Origin of the sequence: Rhizobium cerradonense (assembly GCF_030182455.1) — a bacterium.
Classification (GTDB): Bacteria; Pseudomonadota; Alphaproteobacteria; order Rhizobiales; family Rhizobiaceae; genus Rhizobium.
Genome location: NZ_JAQJCK010000002.1, coordinates 663,181 through 680,930, shown reverse-complemented (window position 1 = coordinate 680,930; position 17,750 = coordinate 663,181). Strand labels below are relative to the sequence as shown.

Annotated in this window: 15 protein-coding genes; 6 read left to right on the top strand and 9 right to left on the bottom strand. The window is 59.2% G+C overall.

What is annotated here, in order from left to right; genetic code table 11:
* Positions 1-4 precede the first annotated feature (4 nt).
* Positions 5-1,192 carry a glycine C-acetyltransferase gene (locus tag PH547_RS07435; RefSeq protein WP_104823688.1) on the bottom strand — a complete coding sequence of 396 codons (1,188 nt, stop codon included), beginning with the start codon at positions 1,190-1,192 and terminating at the stop codon, positions 5-7.
* A gap of 221 nt (positions 1,193-1,413) precedes the next feature.
* Between PH547_RS07435 and PH547_RS07430 the strand changes: the two genes are divergently transcribed.
* On the top strand, positions 1,414-2,184 hold the full coding sequence (locus PH547_RS07430; protein ID WP_260303059.1) for an SDR family oxidoreductase: 771 nt from the start codon (positions 1,414-1,416) through the stop codon (positions 2,182-2,184).
* 20 nt (positions 2,185-2,204) lie between these two features.
* Here PH547_RS07430 and recQ read toward each other — a convergent pair whose 3' ends face one another.
* Both recQ and dnaG read right to left on the bottom strand, forming a co-directional pair.
* Positions 2,205-4,085, bottom strand: a complete 1,881-nt coding sequence (gene recQ / locus PH547_RS07425) for a DNA helicase RecQ (RefSeq protein ID WP_260303060.1) — start codon at positions 4,083-4,085, stop codon at positions 2,205-2,207.
* Between the two features lie 7 nt (positions 4,086-4,092).
* Positions 4,093-6,084 carry a DNA primase gene (gene dnaG / locus PH547_RS07420; protein ID WP_260303061.1) on the bottom strand — a complete coding sequence of 664 codons (1,992 nt, stop codon included), beginning with the start codon at positions 6,082-6,084 and terminating at the stop codon, positions 4,093-4,095.
* 570 nt (positions 6,085-6,654) lie between these two features.
* Here dnaG and PH547_RS07415 point away from each other — a divergent pair.
* Together PH547_RS07415 and PH547_RS07410 are read left to right on the top strand one after the other, a co-directional pair.
* The gene (locus tag PH547_RS07415) at positions 6,655-6,897 is read left to right on the top strand and encodes a hypothetical protein (RefSeq protein ID WP_104823692.1); all 243 of its coding nucleotides are present in this window, start codon (positions 6,655-6,657) and stop codon (positions 6,895-6,897) included.
* A 347-nt stretch (positions 6,898-7,244) separates the two neighbouring features.
* On the top strand, positions 7,245-8,147 hold the full coding sequence (locus PH547_RS07410) for a hypothetical protein (RefSeq protein ID WP_260303062.1): 903 nt from the start codon (positions 7,245-7,247) through the stop codon (positions 8,145-8,147).
* Here the strand turns inward: PH547_RS07410 and PH547_RS07405 are convergent.
* On the bottom strand, positions 8,128-8,580 hold the full coding sequence (locus PH547_RS07405; RefSeq protein WP_260303063.1) for a GatB/YqeY domain-containing protein: 453 nt from the start codon (positions 8,578-8,580) through the stop codon (positions 8,128-8,130). The two genes, PH547_RS07410 and PH547_RS07405, sit on opposite strands and share 20 nt — an antisense overlap.
* 307 nt (positions 8,581-8,887) lie before the next feature.
* Between PH547_RS07405 and carA the strand changes: the two genes are divergently transcribed.
* Complete coding sequence (gene carA, locus PH547_RS07400) at positions 8,888-10,096, top strand: glutamine-hydrolyzing carbamoyl-phosphate synthase small subunit (protein ID WP_104825150.1); 1,209 nt, start codon at positions 8,888-8,890, stop codon at positions 10,094-10,096.
* A gap of 102 nt (positions 10,097-10,198) precedes the next feature.
* On the opposite strand, the gene PH547_RS07395 is transcribed toward carA, so the two are convergent.
* From PH547_RS07395 to PH547_RS07380, 4 genes are all read right to left on the bottom strand, one after another.
* Positions 10,199-10,771, bottom strand: coding sequence for an EVE domain-containing protein (locus tag PH547_RS07395; RefSeq protein ID WP_104823695.1), 573 nt, complete (start codon positions 10,769-10,771; stop codon positions 10,199-10,201).
* 96 nt (positions 10,772-10,867) lie between these two features.
* Positions 10,868-12,265, bottom strand: a complete 1,398-nt coding sequence (locus tag PH547_RS07390; protein WP_104823696.1) for an MATE family efflux transporter — start codon at positions 12,263-12,265, stop codon at positions 10,868-10,870.
* Positions 12,266-12,410: 145 nt separating this feature from the next.
* Complete coding sequence (locus PH547_RS07385; protein ID WP_285167875.1) at positions 12,411-13,667, bottom strand: TCR/Tet family MFS transporter; 1,257 nt, start codon at positions 13,665-13,667, stop codon at positions 12,411-12,413.
* A gap of 164 nt (positions 13,668-13,831) precedes the next feature.
* Positions 13,832-14,743 (bottom strand): LysR family transcriptional regulator, encoded by a 912-nt coding sequence (locus PH547_RS07380; protein ID WP_104823698.1) that lies wholly within the window; start codon positions 14,741-14,743, stop codon positions 13,832-13,834.
* 115 nt (positions 14,744-14,858) lie between these two features.
* Between PH547_RS07380 and PH547_RS07375 the strand changes: the two genes are divergently transcribed.
* On the top strand, positions 14,859-15,851 hold the full coding sequence (locus PH547_RS07375; protein ID WP_104823699.1) for an aldo/keto reductase: 993 nt from the start codon (positions 14,859-14,861) through the stop codon (positions 15,849-15,851).
* A 40-nt stretch (positions 15,852-15,891) separates the two neighbouring features.
* Here the strand turns inward: PH547_RS07375 and ypfJ are convergent, their stop codons facing one another.
* Complete coding sequence (gene ypfJ, locus PH547_RS07370; RefSeq protein ID WP_104823700.1) at positions 15,892-16,812, bottom strand: KPN_02809 family neutral zinc metallopeptidase; 921 nt, start codon at positions 16,810-16,812, stop codon at positions 15,892-15,894.
* Between the two features lie 346 nt (positions 16,813-17,158).
* Here ypfJ and PH547_RS07365 point away from each other — a divergent pair, with 346 nt between their 5' ends.
* Entirely contained in the window at positions 17,159-17,749 is a 591-nt protein-coding gene (locus tag PH547_RS07365; RefSeq protein ID WP_158704479.1) for a DUF1190 domain-containing protein, read from the top strand.
* Position 17,750 lies beyond the last annotated feature (1 nt).

Here is a 17,750-nt window from a genome sequence, read left to right as displayed (position 1 = left end):
CGATTCAAATGATTCCGAGTTCGCGTCCCGCCTCGGCAAAAGCTGCAATCGCGCGCTCGACATCGGCCTTCGAATGCGCCGCCGACATTTGCGTGCGGATGCGCGCCTGACCCTTCGGCACCACCGGGAAGGAGAAGCCGATGACGTAGACGCCCTTTTTCAGCATCAGCGCTGCCATCTCCTGCGCTAGCTTGGCATCGCCGAGCATGACGGGGATGATCGGATGATCGGCGCCGGCCAGCGTGAAACCGAGCTTGGTCATTTCGCTGCGGAAGAACTCGGCATTGCCACGGAGCCGGTCGCGCAGATCGCTGCCGTTTTCGATCAGATCAAAGACTTTCAGCGAAGCAGCCGCGATGACCGGAGCCAGCGTATTTGAGAAGAGATAGGGGCGCGAGCGCTGCCGCAGCCAATCAACGATCTCGGCTTTGGCCGAAGTATAGCCGCCCGATGCCCCACCGAGCGCCTTGCCAAGCGTACCGGTGATGATGTCGACCCTGCCCTCGACGCCGCAATGTTCCGGCGAGCCGCGGCCATGATCGCCGACAAAACCGACGGCATGGCTGTCATCGACCATCACCATCGCACCATATTGTTCGGCAAGATCGCAGACGCCCTCGAGATTGGCGATGATGCCATCCATGGAGAAAACGCCGTCGGTGGCAATCAGCTTGAAACGGCTGCCCTCGGCCTTCTTCAGCTCCTCTTCTAGGGCCGCCATGTCGTTATTGGCGTAGCGGAAGCGCTTCGCCTTGGAGAGACGCACACCGTCGATGATCGAGGCGTGGTTGAGCGCATCGGAGATGATCGCATCCTCCTCCGACAGCAGCGTCTCGAACAACCCGCCATTGGCATCGAAACAGGAGGAATAAAGGATCGTGTCCTCCATGCCGAGAAAGGCCGATATCCGCGCCTCAAGCTGCTTGTGCTCTTCCTGAGTCCCGCAGATGAAGCGCACCGAGGCCATGCCGTAGCCATAGCGATCGAGCGCTTTCTTTGCCGCTTCTGCCAGTTCCTCATTATCGGCGAGGCCGAGATAGTTGTTGGCGCAGAAATTCAGAACTCGCTCGCCGCCCACGACGGCAATCTCGCCCGCCTGCTTGGAGGTGATGACGCGCTCGGATTTATAGAGGCCTGCATCCTTCAGACCGGCAAGTTCTGTACGCAAATGGGATATGAATTCAGAGGTCATCGTCGCATTCCGATGCTGGTCGTGGGCGGAGACGGCCCGAGAAATAGCACAGGATTTGGTTTCTTGCTGCATTCAGCAGCGGCAAAAATACGCGAGGCATTGACGCTCATACGATATAGCAGTGAACGACACCGTATTGCTCGTAACTATTGCAAAAATTATTTGACTGAGTCCACTATCTGCCTGCAAACATAATACGGTTCCCGTATGGTGAGGATGTGATGAGCATATTCCATAGATTTTCGCTCGAGGGTCGGGTCGCGCTCGTCACCGGCAGTGGTCGCGGCCTGGGTCTGGAGATGGCGAAGGCGCTTGCCGGCGCAGGAGCGCATGTCGTCATCAACGGACGTACGGCTGCGACGCTAGACAGCGCCGTGGAAACCATCCGCGCGGCAGGCGGTACCGCCGAAGCCGCCGCTTTCGACATCGCCGATCACGAGGCGCAGCGTGCGACAATGGCGGATATCGAAAGGAACCACGGCCGGCTCGACATACTGATCAGCAATGTCGGCGCCCGTGACAGACGCCCGCTGGCCGACTTCGACGACGAAGCGATCCTTGCTCTCCTCAACACGGATCTGGCTGCCTCGATCACGCTCTCGCGCAACGCAGCACGCCTGATGAAACGTCATGGTCATGGACGGTTGATCTCGGTAACCTCGATCAGCGGCCATGTCGCCATGCCGGGAGACTGCGTCTACCCTGCGGCCAAACAGGGGCTCACTGGCCTTATGCGCGGCATGGCCGTGGAATTTGGCCCGCACGGCATCACAAGCAATGCCATCGCACCGGGTTGGTTCGCGACGGAAACGAACGCCGCGATGGCGGCAAACGAAGAGCTTATGCCCTTCGTGCGCCAGCGCATTCCCGTTCAACGCTGGGGCCGTCCTGACGAGATCGCCGGCGCGGCACTATTTCTCGCCAGCGACGCCGCCTCCTTTGTCAACGGTCATGTGCTGACCGTCGACGGCGGCATGACCGTCAGGATGTGAGTGCGCCTGGCGAGAAGGTGTCACCGATCGGTGAAATTCTCTATCGCCTTCAAGAACGCATCTCCATAGCGCTCCAACTTCGCCTGCCCCACGCCCGAAATGCCCAGGAGCGCATCGCGGCTCGTCGGTCGCTCCATGGCAAAAGCAATCAGTGTCGTATCCGGGAACACGACATAGGGCGGCACGCCGAGTGCCTTAGCGATGCTCGCGCGCTCGCTTCTCAACGCTTCGAACAATGGCTGCGCCTCGCTCGACAGGCTTGACTGCCGCTTCTCGATCCGCCCTGCCTTCTTGGTGCGCCGGCCCGTCTCCGGCCGATCCTTGCGGAAGAAAACCTGACGCTCGCGTTTGAAGACCGCCCGCGCCTCCGGCTCCAGCTTCATCGCGCCGAAAGCAGTATGATCGATGCTGACGAAGCCGCTCGCCAGCAGTTGTCGAAAGACGGACTGCCAGGTACGCGAAGGAATATCCTTACCCACCCCGAAGACCGGCATGTTCACATGGCCGAAACGCTCGGTCTTCTCATTGACCGCCCCCATCAACACATCGATGACATGGCCGGTGCCGAAACGTTCGCCGGTGCGGTAGACGGCAGCGAGTGCCTTGATCGCCGCCTCGGTGCCGTCCCAGGTTTCGACCGGTTTCAGGCAGGTATCACAATTGCCGCAGCCGCCGGCATGAGGCTCGCCGAAATGCGCAAGAATCGCCTGGCGTCGGCAGCCGGCCGTCTCGCAGATCGCGAGCAATGCGTTCAGCTTCGCGCGCTCGACACGCTTAATCTCTTCCGCTGCATTGCCCTCGTCGATCATCCGCCGCCGCTGGATCACGTCGGCCATGCCATAGGCCATCCAGACTTCGGACGGTAAGCTGTCGCGTCCCGCGCGTCCCGTCTCCTGATAATAGGCCTCGACGGAGCCGGGAAGATCGAGATGGGCGACATAGCGGACATTCGGCTTGTCGATGCCCATGCCGAAGGCGACCGTCGCCACCAGGCAAAGATCCTCTTCCTTCAGGAAGGCATCCTGGTTGGCGTCGCGGACCGATCGATCCATGCCGGCGTGATAGGCAAGCGCGCGAATGCCCTGCCCGTTCAGCCACTCCGCGGTATCCTCGACCTTGGCCCGCGACAGGCAATAGACAATCCCGCTATCGCCACGATGACCATCGAGGAAACGCAGCAATTGTTGGCGCGGCTGATCGCGCTCGACGATCTCATAGGTGATGTTCGGCCGGTCGAAGCTGGTGGTGAAAACCTTGGCATTATCGAGCGCCAGCCTCTCGATGATGTCGTCGCGCGTATGCGGATCGGCCGTCGCCGTCAACGCGATGCGCGGCACATCGGGAAAGAGCTCCGCAAGCCTGCCGAGATCACGGTATTCCGGGCGAAAATCATGTCCCCATTGCGAGACGCAATGCGCCTCGTCGATGGCGAACAAGGCAATCTTCGCCTTGGCGATCATCTGGCTGAAGCCATCCGTCAAAATGCGTTCCGGTGTGACGTAGAGCAGATCGAGCGTTCCGCTGGAGATAGCGCGATAGACATCGCTTGCCTCTTCCCGCGACAAGGACGAGTTCAACGCCGCCGCGCGGATACCGAGCTGCTTCATCGCCTCGACCTGGTCGCGCATCAGGGCGATCAATGGCGAAACGACGATGCCGACGCCTTGGCGGCACAAGGCCGGAATCTGGAAACACAGCGATTTGCCGGCGCCAGTCGGAAACAGCACGACCGCATCGCCGCCGGAAACCACATGGTCGACCACCTGCTGCTGCTTGCCGCGAAAGGCGGAATAGCCATAGACCCGCTTGAGGATATCGAGCGGCGCGGCTCCGGAGCTACGGTCACCGAACAACGCATCGTCAGCGGAAAATCGCGGCTCCTGTCGATCTGGCTGTGACATCTATCCCCTATTTCCCCGCGGACCCTTTGATGCGACCGGAAAGCACGCCAAACCCATCGATGATTGCTTCCTGGTTTTCCAGGCGCAAAGCTTCGAGCTGCACTTCCTGCAAAGCGCGCATGAGCTGTTCGATGAGGTCGCCATCGCCGTCTTCCGTTGCCTCGGCGATTGCGCTTTGCAGCTCGATCTTGTGCCAACGCAATGCTTTCGAGCGCTTGTGAAGCGCAAGCGCCTGACGATAGCCCTCCCGCGCATCTTCCGTCGCGGCTTCCTCAGTCGCCGTCCAGAGGCGAGCATTGCGCACCTGCTGGTCGAGGCTCTTCAGCAATGCCGCAAAACCCTGCTCTTCCAACTGTTCGAGCAGCCGTTCGCGATTGAGCTGCGGGCCGGCCATGGCTGCTGCCGTACCCAACAAGGCGGACCACAGACGCTGCAATTCGCGACTTTCGTAGTCGATCGCGGCGATCTCATCATATTCGTCCTGCAGCAGCAGCGGATGATTGACGATGGTCAACGCCAATACGCTCTCGCGCAGCCCTGGTATGTCCTGATGACCCTTGATCATGCCCGAACGCGTCAAGCGATCAGACGCCGTCACATTGTTGGCCGGCTGCCGATCCCGGCCCGGCCCGCCGCGACCGCCGAAATTGCGGCCATTGCCGTCGCGGGAAAAGCCGCGTCCCTGCTGATTGCCGCCGCGCTGAAACTGCGGCTGAAACAGGCCGTTCAGCCGATCGCGCATGTCCTGCTGATAGTGCCGGCGGACGTTCTCGTCTGATATGACCGAAACCATCTGTTTCAGTCGCGCCTCAAGTTCGGCGCGCGCCTCCGGCGTATCGAAGGCGCCGCTGCCTGCTTCGCGGCTCCAGATCATTTCCGCCAGCGGCTTTGCCTGCGCCATCACCTTGTCGAAAGGCGCGCGGCCTTCATGGCGGACAAGATCATCCGGGTCCTTTCCATCCGGCAAAAGCGCGAAACGGACGGTGCGGCCTGGTTTGATATGCGGCAGCGCCAGATCGGCAGCGCGATTGGCGGCGCGAATGCCGGCTCCGTCTCCATCGAAGCAGAGCACCGGCTGGGGCGTCATCTTCCATAGAAGTTCGAGCTGGTTTTCCGTCAGCGCCGTGCCGAGTGGGGCGACTGCATTTTCAACGCCAGCCTGATGTAGCGCAATGACGTCCATATAGCCTTCGACGGCGATGATCGTACCCGCGCCGTCATTCCCCTGGGCGGCACGGCGCGCGCGCGTAAAATTGTAGAGTACATTGCCCTTGTGAAAGAGTTCCGTCTCATTGGAATTGAGATATTTCGCCGGCGCATCCGGCGACATGGCGCGGCCGCCGAAGGCGATCACCTTTTCGCGCGAAGATAGGATCGGGAACATGATGCGATCGCGAAAACGGTCGTAGGAGACCGGCACATTCTCATGCACGACCAAGCCACAGGCTTCCATCTGTTCTTTCAATACGCCTTTGCCGGCTAAAAACTCCTTGAGTGCATTACGGCTGTCCGGCGAGTAGCCAAGGCGGAAGGTCTCAATGGTGCGACCGGTCAGGCCGCGGTCGCGCAGATAGGCGCGTGCCCTGGCACCGTTTGCCGTCTGGAGCTGATCCTGAAAGAACTGTGTCGCCATTTCCATGACGTCGAGCAGCGACGTGCGTTCCTTTTCGCGCTTTGCTTCCATGGGATCGGCGACCGGCATGGCAACGCCTGCCATGTCGGCGATCAGCTGCACCGCTTCGGGAAAACTAAGCCCCTCGAGTTCGGTCAGGAAACGGAAATGATCGCCCGTGACGCCGCAGCCGAAGCAATGGTAACGGCCCTTGCGGTCTTCACAGTGGAAGCTCGGTGATTTTTCGCCATGGAACGGGCAGCAGGCCCAATAGTCACCCCGCGGCACATTGGTCTTGCGCCGGTCCCAGGTCACACGTCGACCGATCACGTCCGAAATGGGAACGCGGTCGCGAATCTCATCGAGAAACGTATTGGAAAATCGCATGACTACCTCTGGCCTGCCCCCATATAATCAGGAACCGAGCGCATTGCCACGAGAACCCTCCGCCACGCCCGCTATTCACAGCCCTCTTCATGCGGCGGTCGAATTCAACCTTTCCGATCACAACTCCGTGAAAACCTCGGCTCAATTCATGTTCGCGCGCTTGCTTGGATGGCGGTTTTGGCATCGTCTGAGGCAGGGCCCAAGGAAAGCTTTGCAGCTTGTATGTGCATCACGGAAACGCGGCTACACAGCCTGGCCGCGCAAAAAAATCTGAAAAAGCAAAGAGTTACTGATTATCAGGGTGAATAACCAAGAGCGTACGACGACGCAGGCGCAATCATTATCGAAGATCGAAAGGCGCGCGATCCTGCGCGCTGGTGGCGCATTTGGGGCATAGTTCGTAAGCCAAACATTATTTTTTTGTAATTTGATTGTTGGTGTGCGCCGCAATAGCGTTCTTCTCACGGGGCGAGACAAGCCGGCGAAGAAAATGCTTCGCGACGCGACATGCCTAGACGTCCCGCTGGACTGGAAACCTAAGGTACAGGTTTTCTGTTTAGGAGAATTCAAATGCGCGTTTTGCTCGTACCCTTTGCTGCCGCCGCCCTCTTCGCCACGGCCACCTATGGCTCGGCTACGATGACGGACGGTGTGGCTCCTGCGGCTACTGGCAACGTGCTTTATACCGATACCGGCTACCAGCTGCCTGTTGATATGAAAGTTCCGGCTCTCAAGGCCGGCATCAAAATTCAAGTATCCTGGCTGGAGTCGCAAGGCATGGATTTGCCCCAGCAAGTCAGGATCATCAGGTAAAGTTCACCCCATACCCAGGTGAGGCACCATCCCTACCCCCGGCGCCGCCTCACCTGGGTGCCTTTGCAATAGACGTTTGATTTTTGGGCCCCACCCTGCGTCATCAAACGGCTGCAAAGCGCAAGAAGGCAGGAGCTCCCCCAGCTCCTGCCTTCTTTATTTGCGGTCAAGGCTGATGAGAGACGCGCAAAGCTTGGTGTCGCTTTCGTCCACCGCTGTCAACTCGTCAAATCTGTAGCCGCCGCAAGTATATTAGAAACTTTCAATTTTACGCAGCAGCATCCAGATTCAATTGACAATTGATACTGCGATGCCAATGAATTCCCTAATTCATCGGAAATCACTATATGTCGTTCGCTGCGGAAGAGCTTACCTCTGACCTTGGTTTCTTCACGGCTGTTCTCGGCTGCGCGCGGGAGATGGTTGCCGCCTACGCTGACAATCCACGCGCAAGCTCGATTTTTGCTTCGCAGCAGCGCTGGCTGATGGCCCAAGCTGGCCTCGGACTGTATTACGGCGGAATCGATGGAGAGCAGCCGGGCTTGTATGCCCGCCGCTTTGTCGATTACGTTCTCAAACATGAGATCGCCAGCCACAATACGGCGCTGAGCTTCATCCAGGAAATGCTGACCTACCGCTTTTTGCGTTATCTGGCCGATCCACCAATCAAGCGTCTGCGACCAATAGAGCCGACCGAAGCGGCGGTGGAACATCTATCGAAATGGATTTATATCCATCTGATGGTGCTCGACAGCCTGGATGGCGGCAGGCGGATAGCAACTTTTGTCGAGCGACCGGAGATCATTGCGGCGCTGCAGCCGGCAATCGCAGCAAGAATCATTGCCAACGACCGAGTGCGTCATCCCGGCGAGACCTTCGATCTCTTCACTTGGGCAAATTCCGGCGGCGTGGTGATGGACTACCTGATGTCCCGCATCGCAACGATCGATCCGACAGCGGCAAGAATGGTCATCGGCCCGATTTCGTTCACCGAAATCTGCGACCGATTCCTAATCTCAAGAACGCATGTGAAGCGGCTGATGAGCAAGGCATCGAGTATGGGAAGCGTGGGCTGGACCGGTAGTCCGGGCAAGAGCCACTTCTGGCTCTCGCGCGGCTTCATTCAGGAATATTGGGATTACCAGACGGAAAAATTCGCCATCATCGGCGCCGTCTGGGAAGAGGCCTTCGGCGCGCAGCCCGAGCCAGCGCCGACGGAGCCACCAATACTTACTTCAGCAGCTCTTTGAGAATCCCCGAAGCCTTGGCGAAATCCATCTGCCCGGCATAGCGCTCGCGCAGGGCAGCGACGCACTTGCCCATGTCCTTCAGGCCTTGCGCACCGAGCTCGGCGACGACAGCGACGCAGATCTCGCGCACCTTCTCGTCGGAAAGCTGCTCGGGCATGAAGCCCTGGATAACAGCGATTTCCTCGCGCTCCTTGTCGGCCAGTTCCGGGCGGCCACCATCGATGTAGATCTTCACCGACTCTTCGCGCTGCTTGATCATCTTGGCGAGCAACTGCAAAATCTCGTCGTCACTCGCCTGTTCCTTGCCGAGACCACGATTGGCGATGTCCTTGTCCTTGATCGCGGCGAGGATGAGGCGCACGGTCGAAAGCCTCGCCGCGTCCTTGGCCCTCATGGCATCCTTCTGGGCGGTGGAAAGCGTTTCGCGGATCATGTCTTAAACTCCCTAAGCAGGCCGGCGACGATCGCCCAGCCTCTCATTTCATGTTGCCAGTCTCATAGACCATGAGCGGCGATCAATGCAATTACGTCCGGGCGATCGAAAGCTGGCGAATTCCTTGGCAGGAAACGAACGGGGCGCATTGACCGACACGCCTTGTTTGGCTATGTCCAGCACCTGCACATTAGATCGATATGAAGGTCTCAAGCCGCGACGCACGTCGCCGGCTGCAATCTGCACAAACATGGCGGAAGCCCCCGGTCTTTTCAAGGCCGCGCACGACGCCGGAAACGGGATGAGAATGACCGCGACAGCCCCATGGACAACTGAAAAGCCGAGTGCCCTGCTCGTCCTCGCCGACGGCACCGTAATCGAAGGCAAGGGTATCGGCGCGACCGGCAAGGTCCAGGCCGAAGTCTGCTTCAACACGGCGCTGACCGGCTACGAGGAAATCCTGACCGATCCCTCCTATCTCGGTCAGATCGTTACCTTCACCTTCCCCCACATCGGCAATGTCGGCACCAACGACGAAGACATCGAAGACTTGACGCCTGCCGCCCGCCACGGCGCCGTCGGCGTCATCTTCAAGGCCGATATCACCGATCCTTCGAACTATCGCGCCGCAAAGCATCTCGACCAGTGGCTGAAGGCTCGCGGTATCATCGGCATGTGCGGCATCGACACCCGCGCGCTGACCGCCTGGATCCGCGAAAACGGCATGCCGAACGGCGTCATCGCCCATGACCCGAACGGCGTCTTCGACATCGAGCAGTTGAAGGCGGATGCGAAGGCTTGGAGCGGCTTGGAAGGCCTAGATCTCGCAAAGGTCGCCACTTCAGGCCAATCGTCGCAATGGGCGCAGACGCCCTGGATCTGGAACGAAGGCTATGGCGCACTCAATGCCGACGACGCCAAATATCACGTCGTCTGCCTCGACTACGGCGTCAAGCGCAACATCCTGCGCCTCTTCTCCGGCCTCGACTGCAAGGTCACCGTATTGCCGGCAACCGCATCCACCGATGACGTGCTGGCGCTGAAGCCCGACGGCATTTTCCTGTCGAACGGTCCCGGCGACCCCGCGGCAACCGGCGAATATGCCGTGCCTGTCATCAAGGACCTGCTGAAGACGGAAATCCCGTTGTTCGGCATCTGCCTCGGTCACCAGATGCTCGGCCTCGCGCTCGGCGCCAAGACGGCGAAGATGCATCAGGGCCATCATGGCGCCAACCACCCGGTCAAGGATCACACCACGGGCAAGGTCGAGATCGTCTCGATGAATCACGGCTTCGCAGTCGACTCGAACAGCCTTCCGGAAGGCGTTGAAGAGACTCACATTTCTCTTTTCGACGGCAGCAATTGCGGCCTGCGCGTTGCCGGCAAGCCGGTCTTCTCCGTGCAGCACCACCCGGAAGCTTCCCCGGGCCCGCAGGACAGCCATTACCTCTTCCGCCGCTTCGTCAATCTCGTGCGCGAGAAGAAGGGCGAACCGGCTTTGGCCGAGCGCGCCTGAGCACACCGACTGCCCGAATCCATAAAAAGAAGCCTCGGATTGGCAAACAATCCGAGGCTTTTTTTGTGTGTCGACTTGGGAGGAATATGTCTTCACATCGGCTTACGCCTGCAGGCGACGCTGCTTCACGACTTCCAACTCGCTCGTCATGATCTCCTGCAGGAATTCAAAATCGGACGCGCCAAAGGCAACAAGCCCGAACCTCAGTTTGTAGCCCCAGTTCTTGTCTTGGGTAAAATCCAGCCAGCCCAGCAATGGACGGAGCGGCTGTTCGGGCGCATCGAGCCAGTCGACATCGCGGCGATAGGCCTTTCCACAATCCATCTGCGCCGGATACGGCTCGCCCTCACGGACATAGCCAATGGCCGTGAAGCTCTGGAAACCGTCCTTGCCTCCCATCGTTATCGATGGAGAATAATAGATGATACCGTCACCGGGCTTGATGCGCTTCAGCGGCCCCGGTTTGCCGTGGCAAACCTGCATGAAGCCCTGCTCTTTCCCATGGCGAACATGTTCCGCGCTGGCAACGGCCAGCCAATAGGATTTCTGCACAGGCTCGGGCCGCCGGCCGGACGCATTGGCGTGCGGGAAGAGGCGAACCATCTTGCCCTGATCAGAGGAATCTTCCCGCGGGAAAAGCGCGGCATCAATATGATCGCTTGCTTTGAATGTCATGGTCATCTCCCGTCGTTGGTATGAGATGACTATAGACGAACATGCTGTCAATTTTTGTCAGCAGTCTCGTCGCCAGATATCAAAATTGGCCGGGCTTCAGCCGGCCAATTTCTCGGAGCGCATCAGGATATAGAATCGCGCGCAGAGCATGGTCGCGGCCGAGCCAAGGCCGAGCAAAAAGCCGATCCAGATGCCGATCCCGCCGAAGCCAAGCGGGAAGGCCAGCAGCCAGGCCAGGAAGAAACCGATCGGCCAATAGGCGATCAGCGCCATGATCATCGGCACGCGCGCATCCTTCAGGCCACGCAGCAGACCACTGGCGACCACCTGCAGGCCGTCGACGAGTTGGAACAGGCCAGCCACGACGATCAGCGGCGCCGCATAGGCAAGCACCTGCGGCGCATCGACCGACTTGACGTCAAGGAACCAGCTTCCGAGCCAGGATGGCGCTGTCGCGAACAGGATGCTGCCGCAGAACGCAATACAACTCGAAACGATGAGCACCACGATGGCTGCCCGCTTCAGCCCGAAGTGATCGCCCTGTCCATGCGCGACACCGACCCGCACGGTCGCCGCCTGGCTGAGGCCGAGCGGGATCATGAAGGCGATCGACGCCCATTGCAGTGCGATACCATGCGCGGCAAGCTCGATCGTGCCGATTTGACCCATCAGCAGCGAAGCGGCCGTGAACAGGCTGACTTCAGCCAAAACCGTGATGCTGATCGGAAAACCAAGGCGAACGACTTCCCACAACGCATGCCAATCCGGCCGCCAAAGACGGACGAAGATTTCATAGCGTCGTGTGTCCTGGCGGCTCTGCACATAGCCGACGATGAACAGAAAGCCCGCCGTCTGCACTGCAACGGATACCATGGCAGCACCACGCAGCCCGAGCGCCGGCATGCCGAAATGGCCGAGCACCAGGCAATAGGCAAGCACGGCGTTCATCACCAGCATAGTGAGGGTGACATAAAGGATGACGCCTGCCCGACCCATGGCGCTGACCAGGGCCCGGATGACGTTGTAGAGCAAGCCCGGCAGCACCGCGAAATGGCCGATGGCGATATAATCGCTGGCAAGCTTCGCCACGTCGGGCTTCTGTCCGGCGGCCAATAGGATCTGTTCGGAATAAAGAAAGGCCGGCTGCGCAATCAGCCAATAGACGGTAACGGCCCAGAGGCCCATGCGCAGCGCCCGCCGAACCGAGGTGACATCACCCTGACCATAGGCCTGCGCCACCAACGGCACGACGGCAATGGCAAAACCGGAACCGAAAAGCAGAATCGTAAACAGGAACTGGCCGGCAAGAACCATGGCGGCCAATTGCTCGGCACCGAGACGACCGATGATCATCACATCCGTCGTATTGATGCCAAGCTGCGCCAGTTGCGCGCCGATCAGCGGGATGCCGAGCGCCAGGGTGGCGCGGAGATGCGCAAACCACGAATTATTGTTGTCGTGCGCGAAGGGGCGCGCAGCTACCGGCATATCCATCTCGAAAACTCGGTTTAAGAACGCGCAGACCACCTACCCAAGGGTGCGCAAGATCGTCGGCTTAGCGCAACTTTGCGTGAAAAGCCAGCCGGCAGGGCCTCGATGCTGAAGAATTCATCGTATCATCAAAATATCTGATGAATATTTAGGCCACTTCCTGAACAGCCGGCTCTGCCGCGGCTTTCGGTTCACTCTTCTGCACCTTGGCGACAAAGACGATCACCGCAGCTGCAATCAGGATCGCCGACATGATGAACGGGGCGCCGGCGAAAACGACGGGCGCGGACGGGTCGGTAAAATAACGGAACAGGTAGGGAAACAGCACCGGCCCTATGATGGCGGTGATGCTGGTCAAGCTGCCGAGAGCGCCTTGCAGTTCGCCCTGCGCCGATGGTGGCACCTTGCTTGCCGCAATGGAGCGCAGCGGCGCGTCCGAGACGTTTTCGATCACGGTGACGACGATCACGGCATAGACCATCCAGCCCTGCCAGGCGAAAGCATATCCCAGCAAGCCGATGCCGGAAAAGGTAAGCCCGAACACCACAGTCTTCCATTCGCCGAGCACCGAAACGATGCGAGGCAGAGCCAGCCCCATCACCAGCGCCATGCCGATGCCGTAGGTGCCGAGCGAAAGGCCGATTTCCAACGAGGTCCATTCATAACGATAGGAGCTGACGAAGGACCAGACCGCCGGAAACACGCCATGCGCCAGCCAGTTGAAGAACATGACAACGAAGACCCAGCCAAGGCCCTGATAGCGGCCCACTTGCCGCAATGCGCCGAGCGGACTGGCGCGCCAAAATTCGAAACGGCGGCGGTTCCTCGCTTCCAGCGTTTCCGGCAGGAGGAAATAGGCACCGATAAAGTTTATGAAGGCCACCGCCGCTGCACCGTAAAAGGGCGCGCGCGGGCCGAATTCCCCAAGGAAACCGCCGATCACAGGTCCAAGGACAAAACCCACGCCGAAGGCCATGCCGATCAGGCCGAAATTCTTAGCCCGGTTCTCGTCATTGCTGATGTCGGCGATATAGGCGGAGCATGTCGAGAAACTCGCTCCGCTGACACCGGCCAGGATGCGACCGGCGAACAATATCCAGTAGCTGCCGGCAATGGCGCAGATGAAATTGTCGATCGCGAAGGTCAACACGGAGGCAAGCAAGATCGGGCGGCGACCGAAACGATCGCTCAAATTGCCGATCAGCGGCGAAAACAGGAATTGCATGGCCGCATAGGCAAGCAATAGCCAGCCGGCATCGGTTGCCGCCTCGCTGACTGAAGCGCCCGTCAGTTCCTCCAGATATTTCGGCATGACCGGCATGATGATGGCGATGCCGATGACGTCGAGGAAGAGGGTGACGAAGACGAGGAAAAGGCCGCGACGGACGAATTTCTGATCGATCATGGAGTTTGCCTATTGGTGGCCCCATCTCCATGAAGAGACAGAACGTGAACGAAAAACCGCAGCGTCCCCCTTACCTAAAGATTTTGCCGGAAACAATGCGTGAACGCTTCAATCTTCCTGATTCACCGACCGATTTTTTTGATCTTTGACATGAGGATGACGCCCTACCCCTCGTTCATCCGCCGCTGCTCCAATTTGAGAAAATCGACGAAGGCTCGAAGCGGTGCCGGCATATGGCGGCGGCTGGCATAATAGAGAAATGGCCCGGGAAAAGCAGTATCCCAGTCTTCGAGAATCGGTATGAGGTCACCGCTTGCAATCTGCGGCGCGACGAACTCCCTGAAGGTTCGGATGATACCAAGTCCCTCCAAGGCGGCGTTGCGCTCGATATCGACGGAATTGGTGGCGAGAACCATGGGCGGCGAAATGACGATCCTCTCGTCCTTCCTTTCAAACTCCCAGGGAAAGGCAGAGCTGCCGAGGAAACGGTGGCGGATACAGCGATGGTCGAGAATGTCGCGCGGGTGCTGGGGCGTACCATTTGCCGCAAGGTAGGCCGGCGACGCGGCGGTGACATAGCATTGCTCCCGTGGCCCGATCGGAACGGCGATCATGTCGCGCTCCAGCCGCTCATCGTAACGAATACCGGCATCATAGCCCGCCGCCAGCACGTCGATAAAACTGTCCTCGGCGACGATTTCTACCGAGATACCCGGATAGGCTTTCAGGAAACGGTTGATGATGCCCGGCATGATGACCATGGCTGCCACGGTCGGCACATTGAGCCGCAGAGTGCCGCCAGGACTGTCACGAAATGTGTTGATATCGTCAAGCGCGGTGGCGATCTCGCCCATCGCCGGTCCCAGCCGCTCGATGAGCCGTTCGCCGGCCTCTGTTGGTGTGACGCTGCGGGTGGTACGGTTGAGCAGACGCACGCCGAGCCGCTCCTCGAGCCGCCGCAGCGCCTCGCTCAATGATGATGCGGAGACACGGCGTTTCCGCGCCGCCTCACGAAAACTGCGTTCGCGCGTGACAGCGGCAAAGGCATCGAGATCGGCAAGCGGCAAATCGTTCATTATGCAAAATTCCAAACAACCTGTTTCGATTTACACGGATTATCGCACAACAGCCAATGCAGTAAAACCAATCTCGAAGACGCCCTTGGAGCGCCGCTGATGAAGGAGACCTGAAATGCAGATGCGTCAATTGGGTAAGACCGGCCCCGAAGTGTCCGCCATCGGCCTCGGCTGCATGGGCATGTACGGCATGTACGGACCATCCGATCGCGCCGAGAGCATTGCCACCATCCACGCCGCCCTCGACGCCGGCATCAACCTACTCGATACCGGCGATTTCTATGGGATGGGCCACAATGAAATGTTGATCGGCGAAGCGATCAAAGGTCTGAAGCGCGACAATTTCCTGCTCAGCGTCAAGTTCGGCGCCTTGCGCGATCCCGCCGGTGCCTGGTTGGGTTATGATGCCCGTCCGGCCGCAATCCGCAACTTTCTCGCCTATACGCTGCAGCGCCTCGGCGTTGACCATATCGATATCTACCGCCCTGCCCGCCTCGATCCGAACGTCCCGATCGAAGAGCAGGTCGGCGCCATGGCCGATCTGATCAAGGCCGGTTATATCAGGCATATCGGCCTCTCCGAGGTCGGCGCCGATACGATCCGCCGTGCTGCGGCCGTGCATCCGATCGCAGATCTGCAAATCGAATATTCGCTGATCTCGCGCGGCATCGAGGATCAGATCCTGCCCACCTGCCGCGAACTCGGCATCGGCATCACCGCCTACGGCGTCCTCTCCCGCGGCCTGATCAGCGGTCACTGGCAGAAGGATGCGGTGCAGAAAGGCGACTTCCGCGCCTTGAGCCCGCGCTTCCAGGCGGGCAATGTCGATAAGAACCTGGAATTGGTGGAAGCACTGCGCCAGATCGCAGATGCCAAGGGCGTTAGCGTCGCCCAGATCGCCATCGCCTGGGTCGACGCCCAAGGCGCGGACATCATCCCGCTCATTGGTGCCCGCCGCCGCGATCGCCTGACCGAGGCTCTCGGCTCGTTATCCGTCCAATTGTCCGAAGCGGATTTCTCAGCGATCGAACGCGCAGTCCCGAAGGACGCCGCCGCCGGCGGTCGCTATCCGGAAGCGCAGTTGGCGCATATGGATAGCGAGAAGTAGGAAACGTCACCTTCTCCCCGCCGGGAGAAGGTATTTCCGTTTAAACCGGATTGTTCAGCGTATCGCAGTTGCTGAGCTTGCCGGAGTCGAAGCCCTGCTTGAACCATTTCACACGCTGGGCCGAGGTGCCGTGGTTGAAACTATCCGGAACAACATAACCCTGGCTGCGCTTCTGCAGCGTATCGTCGCCGATCTGCTGCGCGGCATTCAGCGCCTCTTCGAGGTCGCCTTCCTGCAGAATGCCTTTCTGCTGCGTGAACTTGCCCCAGATGCCGGCAAGGCAATCGGCTTGAAGCTCGATCCGCACTGACAACTTGTTGGCATCTGCCTCGCTCATGGTTTGGCGGGCCTGATTGAACTTCGGCAGAATGCCGAGCTGGTCCTGAACATGATGGCCGACTTCATGCGCAATGACATAGGCCTGGGCGAAATCGCCGGCTGCGCCGAACTGGTCCTTCATCTGCTTGAAGAAGGCCATGTCGAGATAGACCTTCTGATCGCTCGGGCAATAGAAGGGGCCGGTGGCCGCCGAAGCTTGCCCGCAAGCCGAGGGGAAACTGCCGGAGAACAGCACCAGCTTCGGATCCGTATAGGTCTGGCCCATCGACTTGAAGATGCCGGTCCAGGTGTCTTCTGTGTCGGCGAGCACCGTTGCGACGAACTGCTTCATCTCGTCATTGGCGGGCGGAGCATTGCCGCCACGGGAATCGCTCTGCTCGTAACCAGATCCACCACCTTCCAACATGCCGCTTTGCTGTAGCAGGCCGATAACGTCGACGCCCATCGCCCTCAGGATCAGGAAAATCACGACGAGTACGATAATGGTGCGGAAACTCAAACCGCCGCCGCCGATACCTCCGCCGGGGAATCGGAAGCCGCCGCCACCCGTGCCGCCGCTCATCGGCGATGAGCCACGCTCATCCTCGATATTGTCGGATTGCCGACGCCCCTTCCAATCCATATTGCACCTCCCGGCGATGCAGGTCCCTAACAAAAGACTCTAACGCATTCTGAGATATATCGTGCCACTTTAAATTATGAAAAGCGGAAAGAAAATTTTCACCATCGTGTCTTTCGGGCCTTAGACAGCAACAAAAACTGGGCGGATATTCTTTAAATATCTCAGGCGCCCACCTACGTCTTTGGACGCGCCAATATTCTTTACGTTGCATTTTATAACCATGTGGACAACCGCAATTCCGCGTTTCGCGGTACATTGCGGTTGAGTAAGTACATGCACGTCATAATTGAAGTGTAAAGGCGCGTGAACATATGCGCTATGCGCCGAGGGTTTGATGAAACGATCGATGAGTGTGTCACTGCTGCTGATGGGAACGGCGGCGCTGACGGGCTGTGGCCAGAAGGACAGTAACACCGCCAAGATTTACAAGGACGTCGATGCCTGCATCGCCGACGACATCTTTACGGCGGAGAGATGTCGATCCGATTTTGCCGCAGCGGAAAAAGAGCGTCTTCAGAATGCGCCGGCCTACGAGACGGCCGCCGCATGTGAAAAGGACTATGGCGTCAACGATTGCCAGCCTACGACAGACGCTCACCGTGCCGGCTTGGGCCATTTTATTCCTTTCATGGCCGGCTACGTCGTCGGCAACACCGCACAGACCTACAATGCCAATGCACTATACCAACCGCGCGGCAGTAGCGATTTCAGAACCGCCGCCGGGCGAAGCCTCGCCAACAGCACGCCGATCACAAATCGCGATTATGCGCCGAGAAAGAAGGATGACGACACCCAGCCCTCCTATTCTTCGTCATCCGGCGGTGGCGGGGGCGGCGGCGGTGGATCCGGACGCTGGTTTTCTGAACGTTCGGCCAGTTCGACGACAACGGCGGAACGCGGCGGCTGGGGCTTCCGCGGTTTTCACCTTTCGAGTTGAG